Genomic DNA, 19648 nt, shown 5'->3' with positions numbered 1-19648 from the left:
TTTGAAGTCAATAACATGAATAAAAATAAACAATCTAACAGGGTGACTACACTACGTTAGGAATTGTTAATCGTTGTGGCGCTTGAAAGCCAAAGCGTGCCAGTCCGTTAGTAAGCTGCTCTGCTGGCGCTGTTGTAAAGCAACGCCCATCGTGGGTGTGGTTATCTAAAATAGTTGCCACTTGGCCTACTCGACGGGCAATGGCGTCGCCAGAGTCTACCCACACCAGCGGTACCGGCGACAGGCTAATTAACTTGGGCTTCAACAGCGGGAAATGAGTGCAGCCCAGCACCACAGTATCGAGCGCTGGGTTAGCCTGGGTAGCTTGCCATAAAGGCATCAGTGCTTGGTTTAATCGCTGCTCATTTATCGGCGCCTCTGATAGCCACGCTTCTGCTTCCGTAACCAGCGCATCTGCCGCTACCTTAGTGACTAAGCAGTCACTTGCGAAGCTGTTAATCAACGCCTGAGTATACGGCCTGTTGACGGTCGCCGTTGTGGCGAGCAACCCGATATGACGCGTTTGACTACTTAGCGCGGCAGGCTTGATCGCAGGCACCGTACCAACAACCGGAATATCCAGCGTTTTTCGCAACCCATCTAACGCCAACGTACTGGCAGTATTACAAGCAACCACCAAGACACTTGCCTGGCAGGCGTCTACCGCTGCTTTGCACACCGCCACAATACGTTTAGAAAGCGTCACATCATCGCGAAGACCGTAAGGCAGCCAAGCGTTATCACAGGCATAACACATTGCTAAATGGGGGTAGTGTCGGCGAAGCGCCTGAGCAACGGAAAGCCCGCCCACACCTGAATCAAACAGCAGTACAGGCCCCAACATCACTGTTTACCCATTTCATATGCTATAGGCACGTCTAACCTCTCAAACCGCCAATAAAAACGGGGCGCTAGTTTAGCATGCCCCGTTCCACTTTGACTGTTTGCCTTACACGCTATAACGATGGCACTTCAGCACCCCGTAATTCGGCATATAGCTCTGGGTAGGCTTGCTGTAAGCGCTCTAATTCCTTTTCGGCACCCTCGGGCAATGCTTGACGCAATTCTTCCATATCCTCTTCGCTAAAATGTTTGTCAATCAGAGGGAACAGTCCCTCTCTTTCATGACGGAGGTAGGCACGGTGTGCATCAAGATACGCTTTCAACGCCTCAGCAAAGCGATCCATTGGCAACACGTTATCCATTAAGATCATGTCGATATCATCAGATAAGCGGGAAAGGCGCGGCTTTAATTTACGATAGTCGCTGGCCATTTGCTCCATCAATGGAAGGTGTTCTGGCGCTTGCTCCTGCAGGCGCTCGACGCAAATTTTTTCCAGCGGTGACGCAAAGCCATCCATATAGGACAAAATGTAGTCCACTACTTCCCGCATCAGCTGAAAATCGGGACGCTCACCGCTCGCTAGCGTTTTGTGTTTAAGCTGTAACACATGGAGCATTCGCGCCATGTTGGCATGATCTAGACGCAGTTGGTTTAACATCTTGCCGTCTCCTTTGTAAGTGCCTTACCTTTCGCCCATACCTTACCAACGCTTAGGCACGTGAGCATGAGCTGGGTTCAACTACACTGGTGTTAATCTTTACCATGCGCCCTTTGCCATCACCAAGGCAAGCAGACGATTATCAATCGGTTATGCCCAAAGGTAGCCTGACGTTACATTATTTACCACAGACACGTGTGAATCGTTGGTTGTTCAACAACGACACTTACGCTGGAAGTTTAGGTGGTTTGTTTATTAGGGAACGTTTATATGGATTTGTTTGACCGCACGCCCTCTACTGCGACCACTGTGGGTGAAGAAGCTCCCCTTGCCTACCGTATGCGCCCACTGACCCTTGACGATTTTGTCGGCCAGCAGGCATTAGTGGGGTCTGAAAAACCCCTACGTCGAATGGCAGAGTCCGGGGTCGTACGCTCAATGATTTTATGGGGGCCACCCGGCGTGGGGAAAACCACGCTAGCAGAGTTACTAGCACATGCTTCTGGCGCTCATCTTGAGCATTTAAGTGCTGTCATGGCCGGCGTGAAAGAAATTCGTTCAGCAGTAGAGCGAGCCCAACAACGCACATCGCCTACACTTCTATTCTTAGATGAAATCCACCGTCTAAACAAGAGTCAACAAGACGCGTTGCTGCCCCATGTGGAGTCTGGCCTGCTAACATTGATCGGCGCAACGACAGAAAACCCCTCTTTTGAAGTTAACTCGGCGCTACTCTCCCGGGCTCGGGTCTATGTACTTAAACCACTGAGCCATGACGAACTTATCCAGGTGCTATCCCAGGCGTTAAACGACCCGGAGCATGGCCTAGGAAAACGCAGCATTGAGGTGGAAGAGGGAGTATTAGAGGCGCTTGCTCATGCTAGTGCAGGCGACGCACGTCGCGCGCTGGGACTGCTAGAAACGGCTTGTGACTTTACTGTGCAACATGGTGATAAAGAGGTACTACATAAAGCGGTATTAGCCGATGTTGTAGGTCATCAATCAAGCGCCTTTGATAAGCAGGGTGATGCTTATTACGATTTATTATCAGCAATTCATAAATCGATTCGTTCATCACGTCCTGATTCAGCGCTACTTTACATGGCACGTTTTTTACAGGGCGGCGGCGACCCGCTTGATATTGTGCGCCGCTTAACGGCGATTGCCTCAGAAGATGTAGGAAATGCTGACCCACGAGCACTGCCCCTGGTCATTGCTGCTTGGGATGCCTATTTACGTTTAGGCGACTACGAGGGCCAGCGTGCGATTGCCCACGCCGCCGTTCATCTAGCGGTTGCGCCAAAAAGCAATCGTATTGACCGTGCCTGGAAGGCTGCACAGCAGTTTGTGCAGCAGCAACCCCAACTGGAAGTTCCCAACTACCTTCGTAACGCCCCGACCAAATTGATGGAGCAGTTGGGGCACGGCCAAGGGTACCGCTACGCGCATAACGAACCCTATGGCTATCCTGCTGGCAGCGCCCATGACTGTTGGCCAGACGAATTGCCCAAAATGCGCTTTTATGAACCGAGCGAATTTGGTCAGGAAAAGCGCTTTGGCGAGATAATGGCGTGGCGGGAACAGCGTGACCAGGAAGCTGATCAGGCACCCTAGGGTGCCTGGTCCAATCATTGTGCAGAGTACATTATTGCAAGCAGTGTATTACTTTTCTCACAGCTTTTTTTACAGCTCTTCACGGATAACATCAGTGCCATCAGGAATATCAAAATTGAATAAGCTGCGGTCAATACTACCGTTACGGGTAATATCGCTGAACGTAATTGCGGTACGCTGGCCGGTACTGTCCATCATCCACAGTTCAGTTAAAGTCTGATCGTCAAAGACCATGCTCAGCTCTTCGAATAGCGTATCCGCTGAGATAGGAATCAGCGTAAACACGTCGTCACCGTCCTGCTGTTCATGAAATACGTCATAGCTAGCAGTTAGATCGTTTGCACTGCCTGAAAGCAACAGCGCTGGGGTATGTGTGACTCGGTCATCCATCGCTTGAACGGTGACCTGCTCAAGATCCGGATCGTAAAGATAAACATCTTCTCCATCAGAAACTACCACTTGGGAGTAAGGCGCTTCCACTTCCCAGCGCAGCATGCCAGGACGCGAGAGCCACATTTCCCCACGGGCGCTTTGTAAGCGCTCGCCACCACCGTCTAAAATCTGCTGTTCAAACGTCGCTTGATAGTTTTCTAGCGGGTCAAGCCGCTCAGTAAGACGCTCTGCGGCGTCATTGGCCCACGCCATAGGCGCTGCAAAGGCTAGCCCTAGCGCGCTGGCTGCTAACGCTAACGATGATGAGCGTCGAATATGGGTATCGCGCATTATTTTCTCCCTAGGCAGTCATTGCCGGATAGCGGACGAGGCAAGGAGCGTGAAGACGATCCGTGTAGCCTCTCAGACGCAAAACGCGCCGCAGGGTTTCACCTACGGCGCGACTTTCACGCTTATTGCATTATTGAAGCAAACGCCAGACACTTGTTAAAAGATAAGTCAGTGGCCTATCGGTGGCGGCGCCAGCACTTCGCGGGCACCGTTAGACCCCATAGAAGTAACCACGCCAGCACTTTCCATTGCTTCTACCAAGCGTGCAGCGCGGTTATAGCCGATTTTAAAGCGACGTTGCACGGCAGAAATAGAAGCTTTGCGCGTTTCAGTAACGAACTGAACTGCTTCATCGTAAAGCGCATCCTGCTCTGCATCATCACCATCTACGCCCTCAGCCTCAAGACCCGCCAGCGCATCTGCAGTCACACCACCTGACAGAATTTCTTCGATGTACTCAGGCGCACCACGTCGTTTCCAATCATCTACGACCCGATGCACTTCGTCATCATCTACAAAAGCACCATGTATCCGGTTAGGCGGCCCTGAGCCAGCGGGTAAGTACAGCATATCGCCATGGCCAAGCAAGCTCTCTGCGCCACCCTGATCCAGAATGGTACGCGAATCAATCCGTGACGATACCTGGAAGGCCATACGCGACGGAATATTCGCTTTAATTAACCCTGTTACCACATCAACCGATGGGCGCTGGGTAGCCAAAATCAAGTGAATTCCCGCTGCACGCGCTTTTTGTGCTAAGCGAGCAATTAGTTCTTCAACTTTTTTCCCGACGATCATAAACATGTCGGCGAATTCGTCGATCACCACTACAATGTAGGGCAGCTTTTCAAGAATCGGCGGCGTTTGATGCATTTCCCAAGGCTGCGGCTCCCAAAGCGGGTCAGCCACCTGGGCGCCTGCGTTTTTAGCCTCATCTAAACGCCCATTAAAACCTGCAATGTTACGCACCCCCATCGCCGCCATTAGCTTGTAGCGGCGCTCCATTTCCGCAACACACCAACGCAGACTATTAGCAGCTTCTTTCATATCAGTGACCACTGGCGCCAAAAGGTGCGGAATGCCATCGTAAACCGACAACTCCAGCATTTTTGGGTCAACCATGATCAGCTTAAGCTCATCAGGGGTCGCTTTTAGCAGCATGGAAATCAGCATGGCGTTAACACCGACTGACTTGCCTGACCCTGTTGTACCCGCCACCAGCAGATGGGGCATCTTACCGAGATTGGCGACAACGGGCCCTCCACCAATGTCTTGCCCCAACGCCATGGTCAGCGGCGAGCTTTCCTGTTGATAGCGGTCAGAGTCGATTACCTCACGCAGACGGATCATTGCCCGATGAGGGTTAGGTATTTCAATGCCAACCGTTGGGCGTCCTGGAATGACTTCAACCACACGCACACTCTTAACCATTAATGAGCGTGCAAGGTCTTTGGCAAGGTTACTGATTTTAGAAACTTTCACCCCAGCCGCCGGTTTAATTTCAAATCGGGTGATAACCGGACCAGGCCATGTATCAACGACTTCTGCCTTAACCCCATACTCACGTAGCCGCACTTCTAACAGCTCTGCCATATCAGCCAGCTGCTGCTCCGTATAGTTAGGCTCATGCGGCTCAGGAGGTGTCAACAACTGAAGACTAGGCACATCCCCTTCTGGCTCATCGAGCGTTTCAAATGCTGGACGCTGACTCTGCAGATGCTCAACAGTCCATAGGGTAGGAGTACTGTCTGGCTCTTTTTCCTCAGAAGCCCTCAAGCCTGGTGAGCCAGCCTCGGGCGATTGTGCAGAGAGCGTTGGCTCTCGGCGTGTCGCGGTGCTGGCTGGTGTTACTGCCGACGGGGCGTCGTCGTCTTCCTCATCATTCCATACTGGCTCAGGCACGACTTCGGGCACTCTTTCAGAGCGTGGTTCAACGGCCGGCGAAGGGCGAACGTCATCACCTGGAGGCGTTATAGCAGGTGCTTGTTCGCGTTCAGGCAAGCGCGTGGAAACGGGTGCTATATCATCGCACTCATGGTCATCGTTCCACTGAGGTGTACTTGCATCGCGCTGCTGTATTTCATGCGCTGACTGAGACATCGGCGGTGACTGATGCTCTGTGTCATCGCCTGAAACGTCTGAAGGTGAGTGCAATGAAAGCTCTTCTTCTCCGGGTAAGCCAGGAGCAGGTCGTGAAGCTGGCTGTTGATCTGCGGGCTCATCGAAAGCAGGCTCTTTAAACGCAGGCTCACTCGGCTCACGTTCAGGCTCAGACTCTTGAGTGGACAGCGGTATCGAAGGCGTTGGCTCGCTGTCTTCATCGTTGATGCGCACCGCAAAAGCATCTTCACGTGGCGCGCTGTCCGGCCTTGCCAAAGTGCGTTCTACCTCTTTTTCTTTTTCCACCTCTTTTTCTAGGTCTTTTTCTAGGTCTTTTTCGTCCTTATGATCTCCATTACTCACCGCTCTATGTTCGGCAACGGGCTCTTTTTTAGTGTCTGCTTTAGCTGCAGGCTGTACTTCAGCGGATGCTGAAGACTGTCCAGCCTCAACCGAAATATCTTGAGAAGCGTTTATATCAGGCGTTGGCTGTTCACGCTTAGGCATTGCTTGGGCTGGCAACGCTCCCGAAAATGCAGCCGCTTCCCATGGAATAGACGTATCTGTCGTGGCAGAAAAACTAGGCTCACGACGTGTTTGGCGGTTTTCTCGTGCAGGCTCCGGCTGGCGATGTTCGTCTTCTAGGTTAGAGCGCTGCGTATTACTTTCTTGCTTTGTTGTTTTAAACTCGGTGAGCGGCTTCTCTTTTACTTTTTGAGAGGCAGCCTTTGCGGCAGCTCTCACAGCGGCACGTTGTGCACGCTTTTCACGCCCTTTAGCGCGCCGAGCGCTGAACCAGCCCCCTACTTTACATAGACGACGACCAAGCTCATCAGCCACCTGTAACCACGACATGCCACTAAACAGCGGAAAACCGATCAATATTAGCGCAGCAGAAATAAGGCCCACGCCACCACTGCTGACCAGTGGTTTTAAAGTATTTACCAACCCCTCGCCTAATATCCCCCCTGATGCGTAGGGCAACAGACTGTCAGGATGGTAAAAATGGAGTGCTCCCAGCATAGTGGTGCCGAACATAAGCAGTACCAACCCAGCAGAGTGCACGGCAATCGCCACTGGGTCGATTTCAAATCGTACCTGGCGCGACCTCATTAACCACCAAGCAGCATAACCAAACATGCCCGGCCACCATAAAGCGCTGGCACCCAGCAGTGAATAAAGCACATCCGCAAGCCAGGCCCCTACAGGGCCCATCCAGTTCTGAACATCCGTTTCTGGCCCTTGATAAGACCAACCTGGGTCAGCTGGGTCATAACTAAACAGTGCTAATAACAAAAATACACATAGCGCAAGCAGCACCACGACTACGCCTTCGCGCGCCGCACCCTGCAAGCGCAGGCCAAACCGGCGAGCTTTCTCCTTTGCCGCCGTCACTCGCCCAGTAGTGGCCTTTGATGATGGTTGACGCGAGTTACGTTGCGTTCGCTTGTCTACCGCCTTATTTACTTTCAAGCGATTCTCCCTTTACACCTTAATGGTGTCTTTAATCCACTTGCGAGTTTGCATCATACCGAGCATCCTTTCGCCGTCACAGAGCTTCTATCGAAGTGTCTAGTAACAGGAGCAATCAATGTTACCCTGGCTTTCATCGCCACAGCCTATCTTTCCTTCTACCGACCTAGCTCTCGACTCCCCTAACGGCCTTCTTGCCGCCGGCGGAGAGCTTTCTCCATGCTGGCTAATCAGTGCTTACCAGAAAGGTATTTTCCCATGGTATAGCGACGATGAGCCTATTCTATGGTGGAGCCCCAACCCACGCATGGTATTGCAACCAGAACAGTTTAAGCGACGTCGTAGCCTTGTGAAGCGATTGCGTCATGGTGGTTTTATTGTCACCTTGGATCAACAGTTTGAAAACATTGTTAAAGCATGCGCTGCGCCACGCCCTGGTGAGCCCGGCACCTGGATCAATCAAGATATGCGTGACGCCTACCAACGCCTGCACGAGCTAGGTATCGCACATAGCATTGAAGTACATCTTGAAGGCCAGCTAGTGGGAGGGCTTTATGGCGTAGCAATGGGGCCTGTCTTCTTTGGTGAATCGATGTTTTCGCGAGTGCCCGATGCTTCTAAAATTGCTCTCGCCCACTTAGCCCATGCGATGCAGCACCATGAGGGTAAACTTATCGACTGTCAGATGCATACCCCCCACTTGGCAAGCCTTGGTGCGACAACAGTCGCCCGCACGTCGTTCATCAACTATCTTGAAAAGTGGTTGCCTGACAAGGCATTTAACTTAACGACTATGACCAATGAAGCGCCTACTGTACCTGGATCGCCGTGGCTCGACGCCATCGCTTCGACTCATCGCCCAGAATGGTAAACGTATTCAGATTAACCAAGGAGGCAAGCCGTGAGTAGTAACGCTCCTCGCCGCCCTGTGCGGGATTTGCGCTTCTTCCTAACCGTTCCTCATGCTTGCAGCTACCTTCCAGGCAAAGAGGCAACCACCCTGTTTCTGGATCCCCAGGAATCTCCCGTTCCCGGCGTTTATGACTCGCTTTCGTTACTAGGCTTTCGCCGTAGCGGACGCCATTTATACCGCCCCCACTGTGAGGGGTGTAATGCTTGTCGCTCGGTACGCATTCCCGTCAGCGACTTTAGCGCTAATCGTACCCAACGCAAAATTCGTCGCATCAATGCCGATATTGTTACGCGCATAGTACCTGCCCGCTATGAGGCTGATCATTACACGCTTTATGCAGACTATATTCGTTTACGTCATGCTGATGGCGACATGTATCCTCCGAGCAGAGAGCAGTATCGTACTTTTTTAACGCTTGAAGAACCCTATGCGCATCTTTTAGAAATGCGTCTAGAAGGAAAGCTCGTCGCAGTAGCAGCCTTTGATCAGCTTGAGCATGGACTATCAGCTATTTATACGTTTTTCAGTGTTGATGAGGGCTTGGAAAAGCGATCCTTGGGAACCTTTGCTATTCTCAAGCTAATAGAACTTTGCGGTGAAAAATCGCTACCTCACTTGTACCTTGGGTATTGGATTGAGGAGTGCCGAAAAATGCGCTATAAGCGGGCGTTCACCCCTATTGAAGTACTCGACGGACGCCATTGGCGGCCTTTAATTTACTAAACTTGCCAGCTTTTTTGCCTTGCTGGCAGGCTTACGGCACAATATAGCGCTGCTTACTGGGTAACCGTCACCTGACGACGCCCATTGAAGTGACTGATTAGACCAAACCATTACGTTAAATAAGTGAGGATCTGCCTATATGGCACGCGAAGATCATATTGAAATGGAAGGCGTTATTGTTGATACCCTTCCCAACACCATGTTCCGTGTTGAGCTGGAAAACGGCCACGTCGTTACCGCTCATATTTCAGGCAAGATGCGCAAAAACTACATCCGTATCCTGACAGGCGACAAGGTAAAAGTAGAGCTGACGCCCTACGATCTGTCAAAAGGCCGTATTGTTTATCGCTCGCGCTAAGACTTGGTAACGCTTTCAAGCAAACACTGCCCGCGCATGCACGCATCCCGTTTTTAAATGCAGTGCAAACATAGCGTAAGTACGGCGCCGCTCTCTGGAAACGACAACGCCCCGTCGATGACAGGGCGCTGTGCTTTAGTGAAGTAAGAGCGTGAGGTTTTAGGTGTAAAACTTAGTCAGCCTTAGCGCCCTTTTCAGGGCGCATCCGCCATCTCCGACTCCGTTGATAAATGCAGCTCACCTTCTTCAAGGTTAACATGCACAATACCGCCTTGATCAGCCAGCTCGCCAAATAGAATCATCTCAGCCAACGGCTTTTTCAGTTTCTCCTGGATCAAGCGGGCCATTGGGCGTGCCCCCATATCGGGGTCATACCCCTTCTCTGCCAGCCAGTCTCTCGCCATATCATCGACTTCAAGCTGCACACGCTTTTCGTCTAACTGTGCCTGCAACTCGATTAGGAATTTATCGACAACGTTACGCACAACCGACATTTGCAGCGCATGGAATTGAATAATGCCATCCAAACGATTGCGGAACTCAGGCGAGAAGGTGCGGCGAATCACTTCCATCGCATCCGTTGAGTGATCCTGGTTCTGGAAACCGATAGAGCGCCGTGATGCCTGCTCTGCCCCAGCATTGGAAGTCATGATTAGGATAACGTGACGGAAATCCGCTTCGCGGCCATTGTTGTCTGTCAAACGACCGTGATCCATGACCTGCAGCAGCAGGTTGAACACTTCAGGATGCGCCTTCTCAATCTCATCTAGCAGCAATACACAATGCGGCTGCTTGGTGACAGCTTCAGTTAGCAGCCCACCCTGGTCATAGCCTACGTAGCCTGGCGGGGCACCAATCAAACGCGAAACCGTATGGCGCTCCATGTACTCCGACATATCAAAGCGTACTAGCTCAATACCCATGATATGCGCCAACTGCTTAGCCACTTCGGTCTTACCAACACCAGTTGGACCAGCAAACAAGAAACTCCCCACCGGCTTATCTGGCGATTTCAAACCTGCACGGGAAAGTTTGATAGCAGCCGACAGGGTATCGATGGCTTCATCTTGTCCGAACACCAACATTTTCAGGTCGCGATCAAGCTTTTCAAGCAACTTACGGTCAGAACTTGAAACACTTTTGGGCGGAATACGCGCAATAGACGCCACTACCGCTTCTACCTGCTCAACATCAATTGTATTCGCCCGTACTTCCGGCGGCAGCATACGCTGATGCGCGCCCGCCTCATCAATCACATCGATAGCTTTATCAGGTAGGTAACGGTCATTAATGTAGCGATCAGCTAAGCGTGCGGCACTTTCTAAGGCGCCATCGGTGTACTTAAGCTCATGATGCTCTTCAAAGCGAGACCGCAATCCTTTAAGGATTTTGATGGTGTCATCCACCGAAGGTGCCAGCACATCCACTTTTTGGAATCGACGAGCCAGAGCACGATCTTTCTCAAAAATGCCGCGGAACTCCTGGAATGTTGTTGAACCAATACAGCGCAACTCGCCGGATGAAAGCAATGGCTTCAACAGGTTAGAGGCATCCATTACACCGCCAGACGCTGCACCAGCTCCAATTACGGTATGGATTTCATCGATAAAGAGCACGGCATTAGGCTGCTTGCGTAATTCACTAAGCAGACTTTTCAGACGCTTTTCAAAATCACCGCGGTATTTAGTACCCGCCAATAGCGCACCCATATCCAGCGAGTAAACCACTGCATCGGCGATAACGTCAGGCACATCTTCTTCAACTATACGTTTCGCCAAGCCTTCTGCAATGGCAGTTTTACCAACGCCAGCTTCACCAACTAGAAGTGGGTTATTCTTACGACGGCGGGCAAGAATTTGCACCACACGCTCAAGCTCATGGTCACGGCCAATCAATGGATCTATTTTGCCTTGACGCGCCTGCTCATTCAGATTGGTAGCGTAACCGGTTAACGGATGCGCAGCACCTTCTGCACTACCCTCTTCAGCATCTTCACTCTCTTGGGAAGATGGCGAAGGCGCAGGGCCATGACCGGAGACTTTAGAAATACCATGAGCGATGTAGTTAACCGCATCTACGCGCGCAACGCTTTGCTGTTTTAGGAAGTAAACCGCTTGGCTTTCCTGTTCAGAGAAAATAGCGACCAGTACATTAGCACCGGTAACTTCGCTCTTGCCAGATGACTGCACGTGGAATACCGCACGTTGCAGTACGCGCTGGAATCCAAGCGTTGGTTGTGTTTCGCGGTCCGCTTGGCTTTCAGGAATCAATGGTGTGGTCGAATTAATAAAATCCTGCAGATCGGACCGCAGCTTATCGAGATTCGCCCCACACGCCTTCAACACGTCAACTGCTGACGCATTATCCAGCAACGCCAGAAGCAGGTGCTCAACGGTCATAAACTCGTGGCGCTTTGAGCGAGCCACGGTGAAGGCCGTGTTCAGGGTAAGTTCAAGTTCTTTGCTCAGCATGGCAGTCCCCTTTTCGCTACTACCTAGGGCGTGTCGCCACCTAGGGCTTGCGTCGGATCAGTTTAATCGACCGGCACTTTCAACATCGGGTACAAACGGCGCACTTGCAAGGCCCATCGCTAATTTTTTTCAACGCTTTCAGTCGGCAGCTTCGATATCGCTCATTAAAGGATGCTCGCATTCGCGGGCATATTCGTTTACCTGGTAACTTTTCGTTTCAGCAATATCCCGTGTAAAGATACCGCATGTCGCTTTGCCTTGGGTATGCACTGCAAGCATCACTTGTACCGCTTGCTCGCTATCCATATTAAAAAACCCTTGTAATACCTCAACAACGAATTCCATCGGCGTGTAATCATCGTTATGAAGTATCACTTTGTACAAGGGTGGCCGAGCTAGTTCAGGATCAGCCGGTTGAACGGCTAAGTCATCATCATAATCAGGCGCATCAGGCCGAGTCATCCCTGCATGCAGGGTAGCCACGATGTATGGGCTGTCTGTAATAGGCATAAGCAGCAAGGTTTATCGTCTCTTAGCTGGCGGGTGGTGTCTTACGGCGCTTGAGTCATCCATCCTAGGCGTCAATGACTCGAAATCTCATTACTCCAGCTTGGCTTACCACAGTAAGACGCCCAATCCCAGCAAGGGTTCATGGAAAATATAAAATTAGCATATTACATAAGACAAAAAACCCTCGCCCACTAAGGCGGGCGAGGGATATCACAGCGTTTTCATACGCGTTGCTCAGCGGCAGCGCAGATTGCTTGTGATTTAAGACCTTAACCGTTAGCGACCATTGCAAGGGCTTCGTTGAGCGTCTTGCTCGGGCGCATGACTTGGCTCGCTACTTCCCCATTCGGGTGGTAATAGCCTTTAAGGTCAACAGGCTGGCCTTGCACGCTATTCAGCTCGTCAATGATCGTAGCTTCATTTGCTTTCAGCGTTTCTACCAAGCGAGCAAAGCGTGTTTTCAGCTCAGCATCTTGATCCTGGTTTGCCAATGCTTCTGCCCAATACAGCGCCAGATAGAAATGGCTGCCACGGTTATCAAGCTCACCCACTTTGCGTGAAGGTGACTTGTTGCTTTCTAGGAACTTGCCGTTAGCTTCATCCAACGCTTTCGCCAGCAGCTTAGCACGATCATTGCCAAACCGTTTGGCAAGGTGCTCCAAAGAAGCAACTAGCGCCAAGAACTCACCCAGGCTGTCCCAACGCAGGTGGTTCTCTTCAAGCAACTGCTGAACGTGCTTAGGTGCGGAACCACCAGCGCCTGTTTCAAACAGACCACCGCCATCCATCAACGGCACGATAGAAAGCATTTTGGCGCTCGTACCCAACTCAAGAATCGGGAATAAGTCGGTCAGGTAATCGCGGAGAATGTTGCCTGTCACCGAGATCGTGTCGAGACCACGAATCACACGCTCAAGGGTGTAACGCATCGCCCGAACTTGGGACATGATGTGGATTTCAAGCCCATCAGTGTCGTGATCCTTGAGATACGTTTTGACCTTCTTGATCAACTCGTTTTCGTGCGGACGGTAAGGGTCGAGCCAGAAGACGGTGGGCATACCAGAGTCACGGCAGCGCTCCACGGCCAGCTTAACCCAGTCGCGAATCGGCGCGTCTTTAACCTGACACATACGCCAGATATCGCCCTGCTCTACGTTCTGCGATAACAGCACTTCGCCGGTATCTAGGTCAGTGATGTTCGCCACGCCATCTTCTGGCACTTCGAAGGTCTTATCATGAGAGCCGTATTCTTCAGCTTTCTGCGCCATCAGACCAACATTAGGTACGGTACCCATAGTGGCTGGGTCAAACGCACCGTGCCATTTACAGAAATTGATCATTTCCTGATAGATACGCGCGAAGGTCGACTCAGGCATGACGGCTTTGACGTCCTTGAGACGACCATCGGCACCGTACATCTTGCCGCCAGCACGAATCATCGCTGGCATAGAAGCGTCTACAATCACATCGCTGGGCGAGTGGAAGTTGGTGATGCCACGAGCCGAATCAACCATTGCCAGCTCTGGGCGCTTGTCATGGCACGCATGCAAGTCACTAATGACCTCATCACGCTGAGATTCCGGCAAGGTCGCAATCTTGTCGTAAAGATTAGCGATACCGTTGTTAACATCGACCCCTAGCTCTTTGAACAGCTCACCGTGCTTTTCAAAGGCGTCCTTGTAGAAAATTTTAACGCAGTGCCCAAACACGATGGGGTGCGAGACCTTCATCATGGTTGCTTTAACGTGCAGTGAGAACATCACACCGGTCTTACGCGCATCTTCGATTTCACGCTCGTAAAAATCCAGCAGTGCTTTCTTGCTCATAAACATGCTGTCGATGATTTCGCCGTCAAGCAGCTCGACTCGTGGCTTGAGCACCTTGGTTTCACCGCTGGCGGTGATCAGCTCCATTTTGACGTTGCGGGCGCGATCCAGGGTCATCGACTTCTCACCATGGTAGAAGTCGCCGCTATGCATGTGCGAAACATGGGTACGCGATGCTTGGCTCCACTCTCCCATCGAGTGCGGATACTTGCGTGCGTACTCTTTCACGGCCTTTGGTGCGCGACGGTCGGAATTACCTTCACGCAATACGGGGTTAACTGCGCTGCCTTTCACTTTGTCATAGCGCGCTTTGATATCTTTCTCTTCGTCGCTGCTTGGGTCGTCCGGATATTCGGGTAGTTTGTAACCCTGTTCTTGCAGCTCTTTGATCACAGCACGCAGCTGCGGCATAGAGGCACTAATATTTGGTAACTTGATGATATTGGCTTCGGGAACCTTAGCCAGAGCACCCAATTCAGCCAAGTGATCTTCGATACGCTGCTCTTCGGTCAAGTAGTCTGGGAACAGAGAGAGAACGCGAGCCGCCAGGGAGATATCACGGGTTTCCACCTCGATACCAGCAGCGTCGGTGAATGCATCAATAATCGGTAGCAAAGAGTATGTCGCGAGCGCAGGTGCCTCGTCGGTGAGCGTGTAGATGATCTTCGGCGTTTTAGACATTTTGCGTTAACCTCTTTTTTCTATCGCTGTGATTATAAAGATCCTGAGCGACGCGACTCATTGAACGAGAGACCATGCCGCGAAGCAGGCGGGGCCATATAATTGGCTTTCCCGGTTATCAATCGGTGGTTCTTACGGCAGTTCTTTCTATAGTTTTGCAGTGATAATAATGGCAACTCCAGCGCGATTTGACCGCTGTTTGAGAGCTAGCCCGAAGTATACCAGCGCTGCATTTTAATCGCATGAGAGATTGTCGACAAATCAAGGGCGACCCCTAAACGAAATTATGAGCACCCTATATTTATTGCATAAACCCTATCGCATGCTTTCCCAGTTTACTGATAAGCAAGGCCGAGACACATTAGCCAATGTTATCGATATGCCTGGCGTTTACGCCGCAGGCAGGCTTGACTACGACTCGGAAGGCCTTTTGCTATTAAGCGATGATGGAAGCCTTATCCACCGTATTGCCCACCCGCGACACAAACAGCCCAAAACTTACTGGGTGCAGCTCGAAGGGCAGATTGATGATGAGGCAATGAGTGCCCTGAAAAACGGCATCACGTTAAAAGATGGCCCCACCCAGCCAGCAAAAGCGCGGCGCATTGAGCCACCTGCCATCGCCCAACGCGACCCAAGGATTGACCCTAAGCGCCACCCAACCACCAGTTGGATAGAGTTAACCATTACTGAAGGCCGCAACCGCCAAGTTCGTCGCATGACCGCCCACGTGGGCTTTCCCACGCTGAGGTTAGTACGCGCAGCCATTGGCCCATGGCAACTTGGCGATCTGGCCCCTGGCGAGTGGCGCAAAGAAACACTACACGCCCCACGCCCCACTAAAGCACCAAAGCGCAGCGGCACTCCTCGGCACAGGCACTCAAAATGAGCAGTAAGACAATCAAAAACGCCATCATCAGAAGCACCGTTGCCTGCGTGATTCAGCGCGACGACCGTTTTTTGATGGTGGAAGAAGCCCGCGGCGGTAGGCAAACCGTTTTTAACCAACCGGCTGGGCATGTAGAGCCTGGCGAAGGGCCGATGGCAGCCATTTTGCGCGAAGTGCAGGAAGAGACCGCTTGGCAGGTGACGCTAACCGACTATTTAGGTCTTTACGTATTCCACACGCCAGAAGGCCTTACCTTTCATAGTCATGGTTTTATAGCGACACCAGACGTCATGCTCTCGTCACCCATTGATAGCGATATCACCGCCACTCACTGGCTCACATTGGATGACATTAAAGTCCTCGGCGATGCCGGTCGGCTGCGCAGCCCCCTAGTGCTTAAACGAATCGAAAACGCCATTAAGGGCCACTGTTACCCTCTGGCTGTGATTCATGAGTGAAGCACTCGAAGCACCAAGCCTCCATCGTGTATAATCAGCGCCCAATTGCACACTACTTCAACTGAGGATGCCAATGACATCCACCCATGGCACGTCTATTCCTGAAGCGCCCGAGACCCAAAAAGTAATCGTTGGTATGTCGGGCGGCGTTGACTCATCGGTTTCTGCTCTCCTTCTACTCCAACAAGGGTACGAGGTTGAGGGCCTGTTTATGAAGAATTGGGATGAAGACGACGGCACCGAATACTGCACGGCAAAAGAAGACCTTGCCGATGCAGAGGCCGTGTGTGAGAAGCTGGGCATCAAGTTGCATACGGCCAATTTCGCATCCGAGTATTGGGATAACGTCTTCGAGCACTTTTTGGCCGAATATAAAGCGGGCAGAACGCCCAATCCCGATATTCTATGTAACCGAGAGATCAAATTTAAGGTCTTTCTAGACTACGCTGAAATGCTAGGCGCCGATAAAATCGCAACCGGGCACTATGTTCGACAAGGAGTTCGCGAAGGGCGTCCACGCCTGCTAAAAGGTGTGGATAGCAATAAAGATCAAAGCTATTTCCTACACGCTGTGCCTGAAGCGGCAATTGCCCGTACTCTGTTTCCTGTTGGTGAGCTGGAAAAACCTGTCGTTAGAGCCTTGGCAGAACAGCACGATCTTATTACCGCCAAGAAAAAAGACTCTACTGGTATTTGCTTTATCGGTGAGCGCCGCTTCCGCGACTTTTTGCAGCAATACCTGCCCGCACAACCCGGCAACATTGAAACGCCCGAAGGCGATGTCATTGGCAAGCATATGGGACTGATGTACTACACCCTGGGACAGCGTCAAGGGCTAGGCATTGGTGGCTTAGCCAACTATTCGGAAGACCCATGGTACGTGGCGGCCAAAGACCTTGAGCGCAATGTATTGATTGCCGTCCAAGGCAAGCATCACCCCCTGCTGTTCACCAATGCATTGGCCACTGAAGCCATGGACTGGGTCGCAGGTGAACCGCCAGCCGCACATGGCCGTTACACCGCCAAAACCCGCTATCGTCAAAGTGATTGCCCGTGTGAAGTCCATGCGTTGCCCGACGGCACTGTTGAAGTGGTGTTTGATGATCCTCAGTGGGCGGTAACACCTGGCCAGTCATTGGTACTTTATGATGATGATATTTGCTTAGGCGGCGGCGTTATTCGCGCCATTTGGAACACCACGGAGACCGCTGCATGAGCGCTACCCCTATTCATCGCGCACCAGATTCTCAAGCCGCGCGTCAAGCACTAGCGCTGGCCGGTGTCTTTCAATCCGCTAGTTTAGTAGATGAACTCGCGCGCACCGGGCAAGTCGATCCCCGTGCCTGGGAAACACTCATCAATGCAACCGTGGACACCAACCCAGCAAGCTTTGAGGCTATTTATGGCGGCCACCCCAACAATTTACGCCGCGGATTAGAAACACTCGAAGCCCTGGTTGGCCGTAAACAAGCTAATCCTGTGGTTCTCCGTTACGGTTTTTCGCTGCTACTTTTAATGAATAAACTGCGCACCGACCGCCATATGATGGAGTTACTTGGTCAAAAGCTTTCCCATGTACAGGGACAGGCAGAGCACTTTGGCAGCACCCATGAAAATGTGATTGCAAGCCTCGGTGATGCCTACCAAGAGACCATTTCGACGTTTAAAACCCGCATCGTGGTTCAGGGCGATCCCTCTTTACTGCAGACTCGTATGATGCCCGAAAGGGTGCGCGCCTGCTTGATGGCCGGCATTCGTTTTGCGCTGTTATGGCATCAGCAAGGCGGCCGTCGCTGGAAGCTTGTTTTCCAGCGTAAAGCGTTGAGGCGGGCGCTTGATAGCCTTGGCTAACGCGCCCACCGCTCATCTAGGCACTTCGAGCCATTTTTTTGAACTATTGTTTTCGGACCATTGTTTTCGAATCATTGTTTTCGAACCATTATGTTCGAACTCTTGCCTTTAGAACCACTGTCTTCAGACCACCTTGGAAACCAAGCCATGCAACTCTCTGCTTTGACCGCCCTCTCCCCCGTTGACGGACGCTACGGCGCAAAAGCCGCCGCCCTACGGGAGCACTTCAGCGAATTCGGTCTTATCCGTGCTCGCGTGATTGTGGAAGTGCGCTGGCTGCAGCGCCTTGCAGACCACAGCCAAATTGTCGAAGTACCGCCGCTATCAGTCGAAGCGACGGCTTTTCTTGAGCAGTTGATTCGTGACTTTTCTGTCGAAGATGCCGAACGCATTAAAGAAATAGAGCGCACCACCAACCACGATGTCAAAGCGGTTGAGTATTTCTTGAAAGAGAAGATTGCGGGGCAACCCGAGCTCAACGCGGTCACTGAATTTATTCACTTCGCTTGCACCAGCGAAGACATCAACAATCTTTCCTACGGCGTTATGCTGGCGGATGGCCTAAAAGCCACTCTGCCCACCCTGCATGAAGTCGCCGATGAGATTGCTAAATTGGCCATTGCGCACGCGGCTCAACCGATGCTTTCGCGCACCCATGGGCAAACTGCCAGCCCCACAACGCTAGGCAAGGAAATGGCCAATGTGGCCTATCGGCTTAAGCGCCAGCTCAAACAAATCGAACGTGTAGAAATACTAGGTAAAATTAATGGTGCTGTGGGTAATTACAACGCCCACCTGACAACCTACCCAGACATTGACTGGGAAGCCAACGCACGCACCTTTGTGGAAGGCTTAGGACTAAGCTTCAACCCCTACACCACACAGATTGAGCCCCACGACTACATTGCCGAGCTTTTCGATGCAATTTGCCGCTTCAACACCATTTTGATCGACTTTGATCGCGACGTATGGGGCTATATTTCGCTGGGCTACTTCAAGCAGCGCACTGTTGAAGGCGAAATTGGCTCATCAACCATGCCGCATAAAGTTAACCCGATTGACTTTGAGAACTCGGAAGGCAACCTGGGCCTGGCTAACGCGGTGCTAAGCCACCTAGCTCAAAAGCTACCGATTTCACGCTGGCAACGCGACCTGACAGACTCCACGGTGCTGCGTAACTTAGGCGTTGGTTTGGCCTACGGTCTGATTGGCTATCATGCCAGCCTCAAGGGGATCAGCAAACTGGAAGCGAATCCTGAGCGCCTAGCCGAAGACCTGGATAACAGCTGGGAAGTACTGGCCGAGCCAATTCAAACGGTTATGCGTCGCTATGGCATCGAAAAGCCCTACGAAAAGCTTAAAGAATTAACCCGCGGCAAACGTATTGATCAAGCAGGCTTTGCTGCTTTTATTGATACGCTTGAGCTACCCGAGTCGGTTAAAAATGAGTTAAAAGCCCTCTCTCCTGCCAGCTATATTGGTAATGCGAAGGCTCAAGCCGAAGCACTTAACCAGCGGCTTGCTGCACTCTAAACGACGCACTGCGCCCTTAGTAA

At 51.6% G+C, this 19648-nt stretch carries 16 protein-coding genes; 9 read left to right on the top strand and 7 right to left on the bottom strand.

The window, feature by feature from the left end:
- Positions 1–46 precede the first annotated feature (46 nt).
- Positions 47–844 carry a glutamate racemase gene (gene murI, locus K1Y77_RS05090; protein ID WP_264431423.1) on the bottom strand — a complete coding sequence of 266 codons (798 nt, stop codon included), beginning with the start codon at positions 842–844 and terminating at the stop codon, positions 47–49.
- Positions 845–956: 112 nt separating this feature from the next.
- Positions 957–1502, bottom strand: coding sequence for a hemerythrin domain-containing protein (locus K1Y77_RS05085; RefSeq protein WP_030070178.1), 546 nt, complete (start codon positions 1500–1502; stop codon positions 957–959).
- Between the two features lie 270 nt (positions 1503–1772).
- Between K1Y77_RS05085 and K1Y77_RS05080 the strand changes: the two genes are divergently transcribed.
- Positions 1773–3116: a replication-associated recombination protein A gene (locus K1Y77_RS05080; protein ID WP_264430673.1), complete on the top strand. Its 1344-nt coding sequence runs from the start codon at positions 1773–1775 to the stop codon at positions 3114–3116.
- 69 nt (positions 3117–3185) lie between these two features.
- On the opposite strand, the gene lolA is transcribed toward K1Y77_RS05080, so the two are convergent.
- Together lolA and K1Y77_RS05070 are read right to left on the bottom strand one after the other, a co-directional pair.
- Entirely contained in the window at positions 3186–3839 is a 654-nt protein-coding gene (gene lolA, locus K1Y77_RS05075; RefSeq protein ID WP_030070176.1) for an outer membrane lipoprotein chaperone LolA, read from the bottom strand.
- Between the two features lie 168 nt (positions 3840–4007).
- The gene (locus K1Y77_RS05070) at positions 4008–7412 is read right to left on the bottom strand and encodes a DNA translocase FtsK (protein ID WP_264430671.1); all 3405 of its coding nucleotides are present in this window, start codon (positions 7410–7412) and stop codon (positions 4008–4010) included.
- A gap of 118 nt (positions 7413–7530) precedes the next feature.
- Here K1Y77_RS05070 and aat point away from each other — a divergent pair, with 118 nt between their 5' ends.
- From aat to infA, 3 genes are all read left to right on the top strand, one after another.
- Positions 7531–8283 carry a leucyl/phenylalanyl-tRNA--protein transferase gene (gene aat / locus K1Y77_RS05065; protein ID WP_264430670.1) on the top strand — a complete coding sequence of 251 codons (753 nt, stop codon included), beginning with the start codon at positions 7531–7533 and terminating at the stop codon, positions 8281–8283.
- A 30-nt stretch (positions 8284–8313) separates the two neighbouring features.
- Positions 8314–9048 (top strand): arginyltransferase, encoded by a 735-nt coding sequence (locus K1Y77_RS05060; RefSeq protein WP_030070173.1) that lies wholly within the window; start codon positions 8314–8316, stop codon positions 9046–9048.
- Positions 9049–9187: 139 nt separating this feature from the next.
- Positions 9188–9406 (top strand): translation initiation factor IF-1, encoded by a 219-nt coding sequence (gene infA / locus K1Y77_RS05055; protein ID WP_007111068.1) that lies wholly within the window; start codon positions 9188–9190, stop codon positions 9404–9406.
- Between the two features lie 194 nt (positions 9407–9600).
- Here the strand turns inward: infA and clpA are convergent, their stop codons facing one another.
- From clpA to K1Y77_RS05040, 3 genes are all read right to left on the bottom strand, one after another.
- Positions 9601–11877: an ATP-dependent Clp protease ATP-binding subunit ClpA gene (gene clpA, locus K1Y77_RS05050; RefSeq protein ID WP_264430643.1), complete on the bottom strand. Its 2277-nt coding sequence runs from the start codon at positions 11875–11877 to the stop codon at positions 9601–9603.
- A gap of 138 nt (positions 11878–12015) precedes the next feature.
- Positions 12016–12339 carry an ATP-dependent Clp protease adapter ClpS gene (gene clpS / locus K1Y77_RS05045; protein ID WP_035536235.1) on the bottom strand — a complete coding sequence of 108 codons (324 nt, stop codon included), beginning with the start codon at positions 12337–12339 and terminating at the stop codon, positions 12016–12018.
- Between the two features lie 317 nt (positions 12340–12656).
- Positions 12657–14894, bottom strand: coding sequence for an NADP-dependent isocitrate dehydrogenase (locus K1Y77_RS05040; protein ID WP_030070170.1), 2238 nt, complete (start codon positions 14892–14894; stop codon positions 12657–12659).
- 286 nt (positions 14895–15180) lie between these two features.
- On the opposite strand from K1Y77_RS05040, the gene K1Y77_RS05035 reads away from it, so the two are divergent.
- From K1Y77_RS05035 to purB, 5 genes are all read left to right on the top strand, one after another.
- Complete coding sequence (locus K1Y77_RS05035) at positions 15181–15783, top strand: pseudouridine synthase (RefSeq protein WP_030070169.1); 603 nt, start codon at positions 15181–15183, stop codon at positions 15781–15783.
- Positions 15780–16241 (top strand): NUDIX hydrolase, encoded by a 462-nt coding sequence (locus K1Y77_RS05030; protein ID WP_030070168.1) that lies wholly within the window; start codon positions 15780–15782, stop codon positions 16239–16241. The genes K1Y77_RS05035 and K1Y77_RS05030 overlap by 4 nt, the downstream gene beginning before the upstream one ends.
- 73 nt (positions 16242–16314) lie before the next feature.
- Positions 16315–17457 (top strand): tRNA 2-thiouridine(34) synthase MnmA, encoded by a 1143-nt coding sequence (gene mnmA / locus K1Y77_RS05025; protein WP_264018592.1) that lies wholly within the window; start codon positions 16315–16317, stop codon positions 17455–17457.
- Complete coding sequence (gene hflD, locus K1Y77_RS05020; RefSeq protein ID WP_264018593.1) at positions 17454–18092, top strand: high frequency lysogenization protein HflD; 639 nt, start codon at positions 17454–17456, stop codon at positions 18090–18092. Before mnmA ends, hflD begins: the two co-directional genes overlap by 4 nt.
- Before the next feature lie 147 nt (positions 18093–18239).
- Positions 18240–19625 carry an adenylosuccinate lyase gene (gene purB / locus K1Y77_RS05015; protein ID WP_030070165.1) on the top strand — a complete coding sequence of 462 codons (1386 nt, stop codon included), beginning with the start codon at positions 18240–18242 and terminating at the stop codon, positions 19623–19625.
- Positions 19626–19648: the final 23 nt, after the last annotated feature.

It is taken from the genome of Halomonas qaidamensis (assembly GCF_025917315.1).
Taxonomy (GTDB): domain Bacteria; phylum Pseudomonadota; class Gammaproteobacteria; order Pseudomonadales; family Halomonadaceae; genus Vreelandella; species Vreelandella qaidamensis.
This window is presented reverse-complemented; position numbering and strand designations above follow the sequence as displayed.